7 protein-coding genes and 3 tRNA genes are annotated in these 16486 nt (G+C 56.1%); 4 read left to right on the top strand and 6 right to left on the bottom strand.

Annotated features, from left to right (window positions below; all coding sequences use genetic code 11):
- Positions 1-51: 51 nt before the first annotated feature.
- Positions 52-1149, bottom strand: a complete 1098-nt coding sequence (mltA, locus tag E0L20_RS09125; RefSeq protein ID WP_131633677.1) for a murein transglycosylase A — start codon at positions 1147-1149, stop codon at positions 52-54.
- 208 nt (positions 1150-1357) lie between these two features.
- Here mltA and E0L20_RS09120 point away from each other — a divergent pair.
- The 3 genes from E0L20_RS09120 to E0L20_RS09110 all read left to right on the top strand — a co-directional run bounded on the left by E0L20_RS09120 (position 1358) and on the right by E0L20_RS09110 (position 1803).
- A tRNA-Met gene (locus tag E0L20_RS09120) sits at positions 1358-1434 on the top strand.
- A gap of 171 nt (positions 1435-1605) precedes the next feature.
- A tRNA-Met gene (locus tag E0L20_RS09115) sits at positions 1606-1682 on the top strand.
- Between the two features lie 44 nt (positions 1683-1726).
- Positions 1727-1803 (top strand) — tRNA-Met (locus E0L20_RS09110).
- A gap of 89 nt (positions 1804-1892) precedes the next feature.
- Here the strand turns inward: E0L20_RS09110 and amiC are convergent.
- Complete coding sequence (gene amiC, locus E0L20_RS09105; RefSeq protein WP_131633676.1) at positions 1893-3146, bottom strand: N-acetylmuramoyl-L-alanine amidase AmiC; 1254 nt, start codon at positions 3144-3146, stop codon at positions 1893-1895.
- Between the two features lie 216 nt (positions 3147-3362).
- On the opposite strand from amiC, the gene argA reads away from it, so the two are divergent.
- Positions 3363-4694, top strand: coding sequence for an amino-acid N-acetyltransferase (gene argA / locus E0L20_RS09100; protein ID WP_131633675.1), 1332 nt, complete (start codon positions 3363-3365; stop codon positions 4692-4694).
- A 33-nt stretch (positions 4695-4727) separates the two neighbouring features.
- Here argA and recD read toward each other — a convergent pair whose 3' ends face one another.
- The 4 genes from recD to recC all read right to left on the bottom strand — a co-directional run bounded on the left by recD (position 4728) and on the right by recC (position 16480).
- Entirely contained in the window at positions 4728-6548 is a 1821-nt protein-coding gene (gene recD / locus E0L20_RS09095) for an exodeoxyribonuclease V subunit alpha (protein WP_131633674.1), read from the bottom strand.
- Positions 6545-10087: an exodeoxyribonuclease V subunit beta gene (recB, locus tag E0L20_RS09090; protein WP_131633673.1), complete on the bottom strand. Its 3543-nt coding sequence runs from the start codon at positions 10085-10087 to the stop codon at positions 6545-6547. The genes recD and recB overlap by 4 nt, the downstream gene beginning before the upstream one ends.
- Entirely contained in the window at positions 10084-12966 is a 2883-nt protein-coding gene (gene ptrA / locus E0L20_RS09085) for a pitrilysin (RefSeq protein WP_131633672.1), read from the bottom strand. Before ptrA ends, recB begins: the two co-directional genes overlap by 4 nt.
- Positions 12967-13105: 139 nt before the next feature.
- Positions 13106-16480: an exodeoxyribonuclease V subunit gamma gene (gene recC / locus E0L20_RS09080; protein WP_131633671.1), complete on the bottom strand. Its 3375-nt coding sequence runs from the start codon at positions 16478-16480 to the stop codon at positions 13106-13108.
- Positions 16481-16486 lie beyond the last annotated feature (6 nt).

Raw genomic sequence — 16486 nt, 5'->3', positions numbered from 1 at the left:
AGGTATTCCTCACCCTGAACAGTAATCCGTATTGCGCTCAGAATACCACACTCAGCCGCTGAATACGTTTCCGGCACCAGGCGCTGCCTTCAGCACCCATACGCGTCCATAGTGGTTATACCAGCCCGCGCGATGGCCTGCGTCAGGGCCAATACCCTGATAGATGTCGAAGTGCTGGCCTTTAATCGCGCCGCCGACGTCCAGCGCGACCATCAGGCGCAGTTCATATTGACCGCTGAATTTGCCGTTATTGTCCAGAAGAGGGACTTCAGCCAGCAGCGTGGTGCCCGCAGGAATAATAGAACGATCCGATGCGACGGACGCGCGGCCAATCAGCGGCACGGCGCTCGCCCCTTTCACCGGCGCGAAGTTTTGCGGCTTAAAGAAGACGAACGACGGGTTCTGCTCAAGAAGCTCACGCACTTCGGCTTCGCTGTGCTTTTCGCCCCACTCGCGGATCGCCTGCATCGACATATCTTCTTTCTTCACTTCGCCGCGGTCGATCAGCACCTTGCCGATACTGCGATAGGCATGGCCGTTTTTCCCGGAATAGCTGAAGAAATTAAGCGGAGAGCCGTCGCCGAAATCAATGTAGCCGCTGCCCTGCACGTCCATGATGAAGTTATCCATCAGCGAGTTACTGTAGGCCAGGACGTAGTTTTCGCTTAGCGCACCGGCGTAGATCTCAGCGCGCGACGGCAGGCGGCCGCGTTTTGGCGGCATACGGTAAATAGGGTACTGGAACTCACCCTGGCGCGTGTGGCGAGCCTGAATCACTGGCGTGTAATACCCGGTAAACTGGACGTTACCGTAATTATCCGCCCCTTCCATCTGCCAGGCATCGATACCAAACTGGCGCATGTTGCGCGTATCGCCGCCCGCGCGCAGCCAGTCCTGTACCGCGCTATAAACGTTATTCTGTGAACCGTACAGGCGCGGTGACGCATTGCGGATCTGATAGACCTGCTCGGAGAAATCTCCGGCGTTAATCGGTGCGCCTACGGCATCAGGCTGGTTAACTAAGGAGAAAGGCTGGGATAACTTCCCGTCTTTATACTGTTGACCGCGATCGGTCGGTTTAGAAGAGCAGGCCGCAAGAATCGCCACCATTGCGCCTGTCATTAGATACTTCGCCCAACGTCCTTTCATTATATCTCGTCTTTAAGTTGCCTTTATCCGCGTGATGAAGATAACAAACCGCCAAAGCTAATGAAATGCAATCGCATGCCCTTTGGCAAATTTTGCACAAAAAATAGTCCAAAGGGAGCCATGTCGTTCAATTTGCATACAAAATCATGTTTTATGTGAAAAAGGGGTTGCATCACAAACCTATCCGAGTATAGTGCGCATCCACGGACGCGGGGTGGAGCAGCCTGGTAGCTCGTCGGGCTCATAACCCGAAGGTCGTCGGTTCAAATCCGGCCCCCGCAACCAATTAAAATTTGATGAAGTATCTTCTACGACTGTAGAAATTTTTGCGAAGTAGTTCGAATCACAGCAAGGCGACGACGCAGTGAATCCTTAGGAACTTGCTCAAGTAAGTGACTGAGGTGAACGAGGAAAGTCAACGCAGATGTGGTTTGAAATACGAAGCAAAAAGACGGACGCGGGGTGGAGCAGCCTGGTAGCTCGTCGGGCTCATAACCCGAAGGTCGTCGGTTCAAATCCGGCCCCCGCAACCAATCAAATTTGAAGAAGTAAGTTTCTACAACAGTAGAAAGACGGACGCGGGGTGGAGCAGCCTGGTAGCTCGTCGGGCTCATAACCCGAAGGTCGTCGGTTCAAATCCGGCCCCCGCAACCAACACTTCTAAAAACAATAAACACCCTTAAGGGTGTTTTTTTGTATCTGCCGTTTGTGAAAACTGCCGGGCGATAACCCGGCGTACAGCATTAACCACGTCGCGCCAGCGTCGCCCCGTCCGAGAAATACGCCCGTATCCCTGCCAGAATCGACTCCGCCACTTCCTGCTGGAATTTAGCGGTCTTGAGCTTACGCTCCTCTTCCACGTTGCTGATAAACGCGGTTTCGACCAGAATGGACGGAATATCCGGCGCTTTCAGCACCGCAAACCCGGCCTGCTCGACGCTGTTTTTATGCAGCTTATTGATATTGCCCAGCTTGCCCAGCACCGCCTTACCAAATTTCAGGCTGTCGGTAATGGTCAACGACTGCACCATATCGAACATGGTGTGGTCGACGTAGCGATCGCCGCTTTTGCCCACCCCACCGATAAGATCCGAGGCGTTCTGCGTATCGGCAAGATATCGCGCCGCCGTACTGGTCGCCCCTTTTGTGGAAAGCGCGAATACCGAAGAGCCGCTCGGCTGACGGCTGGTAAACGCATCCGCATGAATCGAGACGAACAGATCCGCGCGCTGCTTCTGCGCTTTTGCCACCCGCACCTTCAGCGGGATAAAGACGTCTTCATTACGCGTCATGTAGGCGCGCATATTGCCTTCTTTATCGATTAAGGCCTTGAGACGACGAGCGATCTGCAGCACCACGTCTTTTTCGCGGGTGTGATATTTCCCGACGGCTCCCGAGTCTTCCCCACCGTGGCCGGGATCGAGCATGATCACAATCGGACGGTCGCGCCCTGCCTTCCCGGGCTGCGGGCCGCTTTGCGCTGGTGGAACCTGCCTGTCGAGATCGCCTTTGTTGTAATCCTCAAGCAGTGCCAGGAGCGGGTCCTGAATATCCGTTGCATTGGCCGGATAAAGATCCATAACCAGACGCTCCTTAAAGGCAGCTACGGGCGCAAGGGCGAACAGCTGAGGCTTAACATTCTGCTTTAGCTCAAACACCATGCGCACGGTTTGCGGATCGAACTGCCCCACGCGCGCCGATTTAATAAAAGGATCGTCGCCGCGGATCTGCGCCGCCATCCCCTTTAGCACAGAGTTCAGGTTAACACCTTCGAGATCCACCACGACACGTTCAGGATTGCTGAGGGCAAATTGCTTGTATTTCAACACGCGATTGGATTCTACCGTCACGCGCGTATAGGTCGACGAGGGCCAGACGCGCACAGCCACAACCTGGCTTGTGGCGGCAAGACCCACCTGACTGACGCTAAGCAACCACATTGCCCCGGCCCCTTTTAATAAACGGCGGCGGCTTATTGCTGAATTGGATCCCGACATGCTTCTCCCGAGCAAGAAATACAAAAAGTCCAAATTGACCGAAAACTTTAACGAATGACGCATAAACTGTCATCTATAAAAGGGTAAACAATCATACGTTAACGCACGGATTACTTATTCTTTTCTGTGTGCCGGAGAAAATTTAGGCTTGCACACGCGCCCACAATCGAATAAAAATACATAAATTACGAATAAACATTCATTAAGGGTTGTGCCATGGTGAAGGAACGTAGAACCGAACTGGTCCAGGGATTCCGCCATTCTGTTCCCTATATCAATACCCATCGGGGAAAAACGTTTGTCATCATGCTCGGCGGCGAAGCCATTGAGCATGAAAACTTTTCCAGCATTGTCAACGACATCGGCCTACTGCACAGCCTGGGTATCCGCCTGGTCGTGGTGTACGGTGCCCGCCCGCAGATTGATGCTAACCTGGCCTCTCATCACCATGAGCCGATTTATCACAAGCATACCCGCGTCACGGATGCCAAAACCCTTGAACTGGTTAAGCAGGCGGCGGGTCTGCTTCAGCTGGACATCACCGCTCGCCTGTCGATGAGCCTGAACAACACGCCGTTGCAGGGTGCGCATATTAACGTCGTGAGCGGCAACTTCATCATCGCCCAGCCTCTCGGCGTGGACGATGGCGTGGATTACTGCCACAGCGGCCGTATTCGCCGTATTGATGAAGAGGCGATTCACCGCCAGCTGGACAGCGGTGCCATCGTGCTGATGGGCCCCGTGGCCGTTTCCGTCACAGGCGAAAGCTTTAACCTCACGTCTGAAGAGATCGCCACGCAGTTAGCCATCAAGCTGAAGGCGGAAAAGATGATTGGGTTTTGCTCCTCTCAGGGCGTCGAAAACGAAGAAGGGGTGATTGTGCCTGAGTTATTCCCTAACGAAGCGCAGGCGCGCGTCGAAGAGCTGGAAGAGGCGGGAGATTACCACTCCGGCACCGTGCGCTTTCTGCGCGGCGCCGTAAAAGCCTGCCGCAGCGGCGTGCGCCGCAGCCACCTGATCAGCTATCAGGAAGACGGCGCCCTGCTGCAGGAGCTGTTCTCCCGCGACGGTATCGGCACGCAGATTGTGATGGAGAGCGCGGAGCAGATCCGCCGTGCCACCATCAACGATATCGGCGGCATTCTGGAACTGATCCGTCCGCTGGAGCAGCAAGGCATCCTGGTTCGCCGCTCGCGTGAACAGCTGGAAATGGAGATCGATAAATTCACCATCATCCAGCGCGATAACCTGACCATTGCCTGCGCCGCGCTTTATCCCTTCCCGGAAGAGAAGATCGGCGAAATGGCCTGCGTTGCCGTGCATCCGGACTACCGCAGCTCGTCACGCGGCGAAGTGCTGCTGGAGCGCGTGGCGGCACAGGCTCGCCAGATTGGGCTCAGCAAGCTGTTCGTGCTGACGACGCGCAGCATTCACTGGTTCCAGGAACGCGGCTTCACGCCGGTGGATATTGACTCGCTGCCGGAGAGCAAGAAAGAGATGTATAACTATCAGCGCCGTTCAAAAGTCCTGATGGCCGACCTGGGATAAGTCAACGCCCTCCCCGAAAGGTGGAGGGCTTGCCTATGCTGACTCAAAAATTGCGCTTAACCCGCTTCGCCGCTCCGTACGCGCGGCGATTGCTTGTACCAGCACCCGCTCATCGGTATACAGCGACAGGCGCTGACGCGCACGGGTGATTGCGGTGTAGATAAGCTCACGGGTAATAACCGGTGAGAGCTGCGTAGGCAGGATCAGCGCCGCATGGGTAAATTCAGACCCCTGTGATTTGTGCACCGTCATCGCCCAGGCCGTCTCATGCTCCGGTAAACGGCTTGGCTGCACGGACTTCACGCTGCCATCCGGCATCTGGAACCAGACGCGCAGTCCCTGTCCACGGTCAAGCGCAATTCCGATATCCCCGTTGAACAGGCCCAGCGCGCTGTCGTTGCGGGAAATCATCACCGGCCGGCCTTCATACCAGCGAGAGTGCGGCTGACGCATGATTTTACGTTTCTGAGCCAGTAGCTGTTCCAGCCTGTCATTCAGACCGCTTACGCCGAAAGGCCCTTCCCTCAAGGCACACAGCAGCTGATATTCGCCAAAGGCGGCGATGACCTGCTCCGGCGCGTTCTGCTGCTGAACGCCGGTCAAAAAGTGCTGATACCCCTGCAGGGCGTCATTTAGCATCGCCTGATACTCTTCCCCGGTTTGCAGCGATTTCTTCTCGATATCGGTGAAGGTGCCGTCGAATACCGCCCGAGTGGTGTGGCGATCGCCGCGGTTTACCGCCGCAGCCAGCTGGCCGATGCCGGAGTCACTGCCAAAGCGGTAGCTTTTTTGCAGCAGACAGAGGCTGTCGCGCAGCGCGGCTGCCTGCGGAACGCTGTTGGCCTCCAGCGCGCATCCCGTCAGGCGCGCCAGCTCCTGGGCGCGCGCGGCGGTATAGCCATAGCTGGCGTAGGTGCAGATATCGCCCAGCACCGCGCCCGCTTCAACGGAGGCGAGCTGATCGCGGTCGCCCAGGAAAATAACGCGAGCGTGAGGCGGCAGCGCATCGATTAGCCGCGACATCATCGTCAGGTCAATCATCGAAGCCTCATCCACCACCAGCACGTCCAGATGCAGCGGGTTTCCGGCATGGTAACGCAGGCGTTGGCTGCCCGGCTGCGCGCCGAGCAAACGGTGCAGCGTGCTCGCGTCTTTAGGGAAAAGCGCCAGCTGAGCATCGCTAAGAGGCAGCTTTTGCATCGCCCCCCCCAGAGATTCCGTCAGGCGGGCCGCCGCTTTACCCGTGGGCGCCGCCAGGCGAATACGGCATTTCTGCTCACCGGAAAGCTGAATCAGCGCAGCAAGCAGTTTTGCAACGGTGGTCGTTTTCCCCGTCCCCGGACCGCCAGAAATCACCGAAATGCGCCGCGTTAACGCTACCGCCGCCGCCACTTTCTGCCAGTCCAGGGCCTCGCTGGAGATAAACAGAGAGTCCAGCGTTTGCCGGAGCTGTGCTTCATCGCACGGTAGCGGGGCGTTGGTCTCGCTAAAGAAGCGCGCTACCGTCAGCTCGTTGCGCCACAATCGGTTAAGGTATAAGCGCTCCCCGATGAGGATGAGCGGCGTCTGGGTATCCGACAGGCTGACCGCAGATGAATCCAATAGCACCGTCTGCCAGTCCACCGAGTCACCGAGCAGGGCGAAGCAAGACTGCAGGGCTGCGGGCATTTTTGCATCAATAGCCAGGCGCGAAAGCGGCAGGCAGACGTGCCCCTCCCCTGCATCTTTGCTGAGCATTGCCGCAGCAAGCATCACCGCAGGCTGCTCACCGGCAACCATCATCGCAAACTGTACATCCAGCTGGCGCAGCAAGCGTTGCTCTACCGCGTCCAGCAATAATTCCTGCATCGTCATGCCACCTCCTCCGTGCCTGCGGCAAACAGATTATCCATTTTTTCAATGAGTTCCACATCAGGACGGGTAGTGAAGATACCTGAGTGCGGGTCAGCGGCATCCACGCCGCGCAGGAACAGATAGATGACCCCGCCAAAGTGTTCTTCGTAACGGTAATCCGCGATGCGATGGCGCAGGTAGCGATGCAGCGCCAGGGTATACAGCTGATACTGCAGATCGTAGCGATGCATTTGCATGGCGGATGCCATCGCCTGTTGCGTGTAGGCTTCGCTGTTCTCGCCAAGCCAGTTCGATTTGTAATCCAGCAGGTAGTAACGGCCTTCGTGCCGGAAGACAAGGTCGATAAAACCTTTCAACATGCCCTGAACCTGGCGGAAACCGAGCGGCGTGCAGCCGGCAGAGAGCGGGTCGTATTCGCGAATGAGCGCATCCAGCGCGTCCGCCTTCAGCGGGCTGGCGATAGGGAGATAAAACTCCATCTCAACCTGCTTATCCCGGGCGGTTAACCGGCTGAGAGAAATACCCTGCTCCGTGAGCGGCGCCTGCAAAATGGCGTTAATCCAGTCCCTAAGCACCGGCTGCCATTGCACGTCGTAGCCCCCGCTCTGCAGCATTTTCAGCACCCACTCGTCAGAGACGGACTGAGTGAAATCCAGCTCTTCGAACAGGCTGTGCAAAAAGGTCCCTGGTGACGCGCCGCGTGGAAACTGATGCGGCGTCAGTACCGGCTCAACCGGCACGCTGCCGGTGCCTGCAGCATCGACATCCAGCTTTGGCATCAGATCCTGCGCGATGCTCTGACCGTGCTGCTGTAAACCGGAATAGCTGGTGACGCGCCAGTCGTCCACAATGGTGCGCGCGATCTGACGGGCGTTCAGCTCCGCTTCGCGCTGTTCCGGCATCTCCCAGCGGCTGTTGTCCGGAGAGGACGGGATATGCAGGGCAATATGATCGTTGCAGAGTGATTCGAGACACTGGCGCAGCCCTGCCGCGTCTTTTGGCTCACCGAGCTGAATAAGCCGCCCGAGAGCGCTCAAATGAAAATCAGTTTCCCCCGCCTTCTCTCCCCGACGGCGGAAAAGTGGAGCGACGCCCAGGCTACAGTGCCAGACGGAGCGGGTCAGCGCGACGTAGAGCAGGCGTAAATCTTCCGCCAGACGCTCGGCTTCGGCCAGCTCAACGCTGGATTCGGCGTTGCTTAAATCAAGGACCGCTTCAAACGAGTCACGATCGTGATAAAACGCCTGATCCTGCACGCGATAGTTCGCAATAAACGGCAGCCAGACCAGCGGATATTCCAGCCCTTTCGATTTATGAATGGTGACGATTTGCACCAGGTGCCTGTCACTCTCAAGACGCATCTGCTGGCTTGAAGCGTTGCTGTTTGGGTCGGCGATTTGCTGCGACAGCCAGCGCACCAGCGCGTGTTCGCTCTCCAGCTGCGTCCCCGCTTCCTGCAGCAGCTCGCTGATATGCAAGATATCGGTAAGGCGACGCTCGCCGCCTGCCGTCGCGAGCATATTCTCGGCAATGTGGCGCTGCGCCAACAGTTCGCGCAGCATCGCCATCACGCCGCGTTTTTGCCAGCGCTCACGATAGTGAACAAACTCTTCCACCACCGCATCCCAGGCGACTTCATCGCTGTTCAGCGCATCGATATCCCGGGCGTTCAGCCCGAGCATGGCGCTGGCCAGCGCGCTGCGAAGCGTACTCTCACGCTCCGGTGCCAGCACGGCCTGCAGCAGCCACAGCATCTCTTGGGCTTCCAGGGTTTCAAACACGCTATCGCGATTGGAGAGATAAACGGACGGAATATTCAGCAACGTCAGCGCATCGCGTACGAGTGAAGCCTCCTGGCGACTCCGTACCAGCACCGTGATGTCGGAGGCTTTTACAGTCGTGGATTTCTCACCTTTCCAGAGCACCGCGTCACCGCGAGCGCCCGCGCTGAGCCAGTCTCGAATTTGCGCGGCACAGTGCTGCGCCATCGCATTTTGATAGTCAGCAACGCCATAACCTTCGCCCTCCAGCAGCCAGAAGTTCATGGCTGGCTGCGTCGCACCGTTGAATTCAAAGCGCAAAGAGGCATTTTTCGCGGCGGATTTTACCGGCTTAAAGGGAATTTCCTTGAACATGAAAGCCGTATCCATACGCTCGAACAGCGCGTTAACGCTTTCAACCATGCCGGGCGAGGAACGCCAGTTGGTGTCCAGAGTGTAATGCGCTGCGACCTCGCTACGGGCCTTCATGTAGGTAAAAATGTCGGCGCCACGGAAGGCGTAAATGGCCTGCTTAGGGTCACCGATCAGCAACAGTGCGGTATCCGGCTGGTGTCGCCAGATACGGCGAAAAATACGGTACTGCTGGGGGTCGGTATCCTGAAATTCATCAATCATCGCGACCGGGAAGCGGGTACGGATTGCAGAGGCAAGCGCTTCACCGTTTTCACTGCTCAACGCCGCGTCCAGGCGGCTTAACATATCGTCAAAACCAAGCTCGCCCCGACGGCGTTTTTCACGCGATACCGCTTCGCGGATCTCCGTCATGGCGCGGGTGATAACCAAATCATTGAGGGTTAACGGCTCGGCGAGCAAGGCCTCAATGGCCACAAAGAGGGCGTGCTCAGGGACAATGCCATCGGCTTTGGTTCGCTCGACCAGGAAACGCTGGGAAAATTTTTCCAGCGCATCCGGGAGCTGATAGCCACGGGTCTCTTCCTGCGCCCAGGCGCTGATCTTGTCGATCCATTTGCCCTGATTGCCACGGTTGAATTTGCGTCTGTCGATCCCGGAATTTTCGACAATCGCTTCAATCTCACCGACGGAGGCGTTCCACTTCTGCTTTAAGGCCGCAATTTGGGCGATAATCTTTTCATGGCGAGAAGCCAGGGTTTCATCCGCAGGCGGCGGGGATTTAATGACCGGCGCTTCACCCTGCAAATAGCGATCGATAGCGCGCAAAAGGGCTTCCGGGCCACTCCACAATGCATGTACCGCTTCGGCGATATCGCGCTGCAGAGGATAACAGTGGCGACGCCAGAAGTCGGCGCAGGCCTGATAGCGCAGCAGGGACTCATCTTCAATAAGCTGCTGCTCAAAGAGCATGCCGGATTCAAACGCGTTGAGGCTCAGCATACGCTGACAGAAGCCGTGAATGGTGAAGACGGACGCTTCGTCCATCTGCCGCTCAGCCAGCAGCAGCCATTGTGCGGCCTGTTGCTTATCGGCAATTTCTTCAAGGAGGCTGGCGTAAAGCGGGTTATCCGTGCTCTGACGCAGACAGGCGATGCGCAGTTCGTGAATGTTGGAACGAATTCGGCCTCGCAGCTCAGCGGTGGCTGCCTCGGTAAAGGTAACCACCAGCAGCTCTTCCACGCTGAGGGGGCGTGGAAAAGCCGCGTTTCCGCCAAGCCCCAGCAGCAGGCGCAGATAGAGCGCGGCTATGGTAAAGGTTTTTCCCGTTCCCGCTGAGGCTTCAATCAATCGTTCACCCTGTAGAGGTAAACGTAAGGGATCAAGGGACTCAGCGGTATCGGTCATTCTTTCTTACTCCAGGGCATAGATTGCTGCAGTGCAGTGACGCTCTTCCAGACTTTCCAGCCTTTCGGGTCTACGTATTCCGTTTTCCCGTTCTGGCTACCGGAAACCTGTGACAGGATGGCAATTCCCTGCGGCTTGATAACCGCCTGATGGAAGAAGTCGGCAACCTTCTGCGGCGTCAGCTGTTTTATCTCGGCCACTACTTTATCACGCGAATCAAATTTCATATTACCGCGATCGAAATCTTTGCTCAGTTGGGATGCTTCTTCACCCAGCGTCTGCGGCGGCTGCATGACCTGCGCGATGACGGCCTGCTGGATCTGAGCAAACTCTTCCGGCTTCATTGCGCGCAATTTTTCTTCTGCCTGCGGGAAGAATGCCTGATAGCGCTGCCAGAGATACGCAGGCTGCTTATCGCTGCTTTGCAGCAGGAAACCAAGCCCCCACTGCCTACCCACGTTCATAGAGAAGGCAAACACCGCGTAGCCAAGCTGTTCTTCCGTGCGCAGCTGGTTGTAGAACCACGGCTGGATAATTTGTCCAAGTACGGCGCTTTGCGCAGAGCTGGCAAACTCATCATAGCCCTTCGGTACGAATACGGCGGCCAGCGCGGAATCGGTGCTGCTCCCCGCTTTCTCGAAAATCACATTCTGCTTTTTCTCAACCAGGACATCCTGGTTGCGACACCACTCGTCGCCTTTTGAACCCAGCTGCGTTCGCACATCGTTCGCCAGGGCTTTAGCCCGTTCCTCGCTCATGTTCCCGACAATGAGGAACTCCGGACGCGTGTTGGTTTTCAGCGAATCACGGTAGGCCAGCACGTCTTTTAAAGAGATGGATGGCAGAAGCGCCCGACGATCTTCACGCTGGAAATAGGGGATTTGGGAGAGCATCTGTGCAGGCATAATCGCCTGATCGTACGCTTTGCCCTTCTCCGCCGAATCCATCATTTGCGCATACCAGGATTTAGCCTGCTCAAGCTGTTCTTCGGTTGGCGTGTAGCTGAAGTAGCCTTCCAGCAAGGCCTGGAACAGCTGTGGCAAACGCTGAGTATAGCCGTTCGCATTCACCATCAGCCCGTTATTGGCGTTGGTAGAGAAGCTGATCCCACCGACAGCAGCCTGATTGCTGAGCTGGTCCAGCGCGATACCGGCCAGATAGTCATTGAGGGCAAACATCACCTGATTTTTTGCGCTGTCCATCGCTTTCGGATTGCGCAGCACGACGCTGACATCCGCTTTCGGCTCGCTGGCAAAATAGCGGCTTGGCGCGTACACCACGCGCAGCGTCGGCTCATCGATAATCAGTTTCGGGTGCGGGTAATCCTTCGTGGTTTTAATCAGCGAAAAATCATCCGGGATGTAGGGGTTCAGCTCGGGCATCTGCAGCGCAATCTCTCCGGCCTTTTTCTGCCAGTCGGCGAAGGTCTGGGCGCTGATCTTATCTACCTGATAAGGAGCGTCGACAAAGTAGGCCGTTTTGTTATGCGGCTCGTTCGGGCTGATATACCAGACTCGCGCATTTTGCGGGGTCATCATCGCCAGACGCGCTTTTATCGCCTCCGCATCATACTGGTCAGCAATATTCACCGCGTCCAGCGTGTGCGCGACCGGCACGCGGATCATGGTATCCGCCAGCCATTCAACGTAGTCCATATCGCGCGTGATTGACGGATAACGGAAATCGAGATCCAGCACGTGGGCCAGTTCATCAAAGTAGTGCTTATCAACGCCCTTTTCGCGCAGCAAAGAGAGGTAGCTGAAGATAGCCGCCACGACCTCATCGCGGTGCGCCAGACCTTTGTCCGTCAGGGTTGCTGAGATCGCCAGCACGCCGCTGTTGCCGTTCACAACGGGATCGGAATCTGCACGAATGCCTTCTACTAGCCCCTGCTTTTGCAGCCAGTCGGACAGCGTACCCGGGCTACGGTTACCGATAAGATAGGTCACCAGCTCATCGGTTTTGCTGCGAAACTGCGCCGTGTTGTTATCAATACGGAACTCCACGCGCAGGACTTTGCGGGGCATGGCAGGGACGTAGTGGATCACGATCCCTTTTTGCGCGTCGGTCACGACCGGAACGTCAATCTTTGGCAGATCGATGTTTTTATTCGGTACCCGCCCAAACGTCTGCGATGCAATGCTTGCCAGCTCCGGCAACGGTTTGTTGCTGTAGATGACAGCTTTCATAAGATTGGCGGAGTAGTAGTTATCACGAAATGCGTGCAGCGCGTCGAGCACCGGGCTGCCCGGCTTGTCGCTCAGCGTCTCAAGGTTACCGCCGGAAAAACGCGACCCCGGGTGCGCCGGGTTGATGGTTTCGGCGCTCACCTGCGCCATGCGCATACCGTCTCGCGTGCGTGCCATGGTCAGTTCGGCATTCACCGCATTGCGTTCACGATCGGCGTATTTTTTATCGAGCAGCGGTGCGGCGATAGCATCAGCCAGGCGGTCTACCGCCCCTACCAGCGCATCGTTTTCAACTTCGAGGTAAAATGCAGTGCGGTACGGTGCGGTACTGGCATTATGGCTGCCGCCATGCATTTTAAGGAATTCGGAGAGGCTATCTGGCTGCGGGTATTTTTTGGAACCCATCAGCGTCATATGTTCCAGATAGTGCGCAAGCCCTGGGTGGGCTTCAGGATCTTGCAGCGAGCCTACCGGTACAACAAGCGCGGACAGAGACTTTACCGCCAGCGGATCGGAAACCAGCAGCACGGTCATCCCGTTATCAAGGCGAATAGCCTGATACTGGCGGGTATCTTTTTCGCTCTTACGGATAGTTTCCTGAACGGGTTGCCAACCGGAATCTGCCTGAGTGACTGGAGCCCAAAGGGCGACAAACAAAACGAACGCTTTAAACAAGGTGCTGCCTGGCATTACGACCTCTTTATCACGGCTACATCATTAACAAACTGCGTGCTGGACACGCCAGCATCTCTTTCTTTGGGTACATCAGTCCGTGATAAGAAGTGCATCATAAATGAACACCCCATACTGCGCAATTTTTATACAGCACTCAGGACTGATTAAATTTGAACAGCGGTAACAGATAGCGCTGCGCCTCTTCCGTGATTGCCTCGAAATATTCTGGCTCAAGCGTTCGCCATAAACGTTGATACCAGACATCTTCACCTTCGCCTCGCACCATCATGTTGCCTTCATAGGCCTGAACAAACTTACTCCGCGCTTTCTGTAGGGAAGCGTCATCCGTTAACATGGCATCATTCTGCGCGTCATAACAGACTTTTATCCACGCCCCTCCACTTTCTGGCAGTAGGAGCAGCGGTTTGTTCATTCCCTGACGGTAGCCTTCGATATACAGTGACAAATAATTCAGCGCCTGCTCAGCTTCCATCGGCGGAAAACGCCATTCGCCCTCTTTACGCACGAAGATCCGGCTTTCGCCTTTGTTACCACCCGCACTGTAGACAAGATGTTCAAGCCAGAGTTGCAAACCGTGTGAAACGCTAAGCATAGAGGGCCGCCAGCGCAGAAGCCCGTCAGGCTGGACATGAGGCAGCCAGCCCGTGAGATGAACACCGTTGCAGTGGAGATCGATCTCAAGGCTTTTGCCGGGCTGTCTGCATTCGATTACGCGATCGGCCAGCGCCTTCATCTCCTGACACTGCGCGTCCCACACGATTTCGCCAAACGCGCCATACGGGAGTAATCCCGAAGCCTTATAACGACGAAAAAGCGTATTCGCGTCTTCCTGATCTACCAACGCATTTAAAAGTTGGGAATTCAGCTTAAACCTCTCCAGCCCGTCCAGGATGAATGGTTCAGCATCCGGAATTTCACTCTCCTCAGAACGGAAGTTAACCTGCAGCCTTTGCTGGAAGAATGCGCGCACCGGATGCGCCCAAAAGCGCTGCAGCTGGTCGAAGTTAAGGTTTTCGATAGGGCGCGGCTCAAGTTCCTGAATGAAGTCGGTATGCGCCGTGCCGTCTTTTTTTGCTGCCGGAAGCCACTCGCGGGCGTAGCTCTGATACTCGTTGGCAACGTAGTTCACCGGGTCAAACGGCATCCTGCTGTGGCAGCAGGTAATATGCGCTTTCACCCGCTTTTCGCTTTCGTCGCAATTGCGCTCTTCATCACCCGGCAAATAGTGGCTCTGCCCGATGTAGTCCACCAGTTCCTGAACGAGCACGGAGGGGAAGCGCTCGCTGTTGTCCTGAATCGAACGACCGATATAGCTGATGTACAGTTTGCTTTGGGCAGAAATGAGCGCTTCCAGGAACAGATAACGGTCATCGTCACGGCGGCTACGGTCGCCACGCTTTGGTTTTGGACTCATTAAGTCGAAGCCAAGCGGGGCGAGCGCGCGTGGATAAATACCGTCGTTCATGCCGAGCAGACAAACCACTTTGAACGGGATAGATCGCATTGGCATCAGTGTACAAATGTTGATCGGCCCCGCAAGGAAACGCTGGCTGATGCGCTCCTGGTCAAGACGCTGAGTCAGCTCATCGCGCAGAAGCGTAAGTGGAACTGCCTCGTAATAGTGCGAATTAACGCCCTCATCAACGATCCCCTGCCACTGCTTTTCAATGAGCGCCATCGCCGCTTCGGTTTCACCGTCCGGCAGGAAGAAGTCATTCAGCATCTCGCGGCAAACTGGCAGCCACTCTTCAAGCGGTCGCGGCTGCATAAGCTCGCGTCGCCAGCGGTTGAGCTGCATCAGCAGCGAGGCTAAATGGCCGACAAGCTCGGCGATAAGCCCGGTGGACTCGTCGTAAGGCAGAACCTCGTTCCATTCACCCTGGCTGCTTTCCATCGCGTAGCCCAGCAGCATACGCGTCAGGCCAAATTGCCAGGTGTGCTGTCCGGTAGGCGGAAGTTCGAACTCCTGAACGTTGTCGTCATCGATCCCCCAGCGAATGCCAGATTCATTGACCCACTGGCGAAGATAGCGCAGCCCTTCTTCATCAATGTTGAAACGCGCGGCCAGGACGGGCACATCCAGCAATGCCAGCACGTCTTCAGAGATAAACCGGCTATCCGGCAGCGAAAGCAAAGAGAGGAAAGCCTGTAACGCCGGGTGAGACTGCCGTGCGCGACGGTCAGAGATGGCATAAGGAAGGTATCGTTCGCCCGTGGCGCTACCAAAAACAGCCTGTATAAAGGGGCTGTAGCTGTCGATATCCGCCACCATTACAACGATATCGCGCGGCGTCAGCTCAGGATCGTCCTGCAGCATGGCCAACAGCCGGTCGTGGAGGATCTCAACCTCACGCTGTGGGCTATGGCATACGTGAACGGTAATACTGCGATCGTCAGGATCCAGCTTTCGTTTGCTGTCGCTGCGTTCAAATTCTTTCGCAGTCACTCCCATAACCGCACGATTTTCCAGATTCAGGATATCCAGCTGAATATTGTGCAGCAGGCTGTCCGGCGGGATCTCGACGAACGCATCCACATCACCGTCACCTGACGACGTGATGTCTGAGAGCATATGAATGTAATCACGCCCCAGCTTGCCCCAGGATGCGAGCAGGGGATTTGGCAGATTTTGAATCCCGTTTTCATCGAAAAGCTGGGCGGCGGTTTCGCTGTCTTTAAACAGAGGAACGGCGCGTTCTTCAAAGAGGCGTTTTCTCTGGCGAGTCACCAGCCGCGAAAGCCAGCGCGAATCCTGAATATCACCCCAGTAGTCTCTGCACGGGTTGGTGAAGAGAATATGGATATCAATGTGTTTACCCAGCGCGTCTAGCGCCTTCAGGTAGACTGGCGGCAAAGCAGAAATACCGCAAATAAACACGCGCGACGGCAGCCGGGCCGGACGTTCGGAAGCGCTTTCCAGAATTGAGATAAACCGTTGGTAAAGGTTCGCACGGTGCCATTTGGGTTGACCGAGCGCCTCAGTATGTTCTACCAGCGCTTTCCACAGAGGTGCCTGCCAGATTTGCGCTTCCGGTAGGCCTTCAACTAATTCACCTGCCTCCCAGCTTGTCAGCCATTCCGGGCGGTAAACCAGATACTGGTCATAAAGATCGGCGGTACGCGATGCCAGCTGGAACAGCTTGCGCTTATCGGTATCATCACTGAGGTAGTGACGTAGCATAGTGAATTCATCGTGCGTCAGCATATCAGGCAGCAGCGACATCAGCTTCCAGCTCATGCTTTGCTTATTGAACGCGCTCTGCTCAGGGATGTCCGGCAGCACGCGGACAAACATCTCCCAGATAAAGCTCGCGGGCAATGGAAAATCGATGTTAGCCGCAATGCCAAATTTCCGTGAAAGCGACATTTGCAGCCACTGCGCCATGCCGGTGCTTTGCACCAGCACCATTTCAGGCTCAAAAGGATCGTCGAGCCGCTCGCGCTCAACGATGAACTCCATCAGCGCTTCCAGCACATCCAGACGATTCGAGTGGTAGACCCTTAACATAGACGC

Source organism: Enterobacter wuhouensis (genome assembly GCF_004331265.1).
Taxonomy (GTDB): Bacteria; Pseudomonadota; Gammaproteobacteria; order Enterobacterales; family Enterobacteriaceae; genus Enterobacter; species Enterobacter wuhouensis.
This window is presented reverse-complemented; position numbering and strand designations above follow the sequence as displayed.

Excerpts from the sequence above, each read along its gene's own strand:
- mltA (WP_131633677.1), bottom strand. The coding sequence starts at position 1,149 with ATGAAAGGACGTTGGGCGAAGTATCTAATGACAGGCGCAATGGTGGCG.
- amiC (WP_131633676.1), bottom strand. The coding sequence starts at position 3,146 with ATGTCGGGATCCAATTCAGCAATAAGCCGCCGCCGTTTATTAAAAGGG.
- argA (WP_131633675.1), top strand. The coding sequence starts at position 3,363 with ATGGTGAAGGAACGTAGAACCGAACTGGTCCAGGGATTCCGCCATTCT.
- recD (WP_131633674.1), bottom strand. The coding sequence starts at position 6,548 with ATGACGATGCAGGAATTATTGCTGGACGCGGTAGAGCAACGCTTGCTG.
- recB (WP_131633673.1), bottom strand. The coding sequence starts at position 10,087 with ATGACCGATACCGCTGAGTCCCTTGATCCCTTACGTTTACCTCTACAG.
- ptrA (WP_131633672.1), bottom strand. The coding sequence starts at position 12,966 with ATGCCAGGCAGCACCTTGTTTAAAGCGTTCGTTTTGTTTGTCGCCCTT.
- recC (WP_131633671.1), bottom strand. The coding sequence starts at position 16,480 with ATGTTAAGGGTCTACCACTCGAATCGTCTGGATGTGCTGGAAGCGCTG.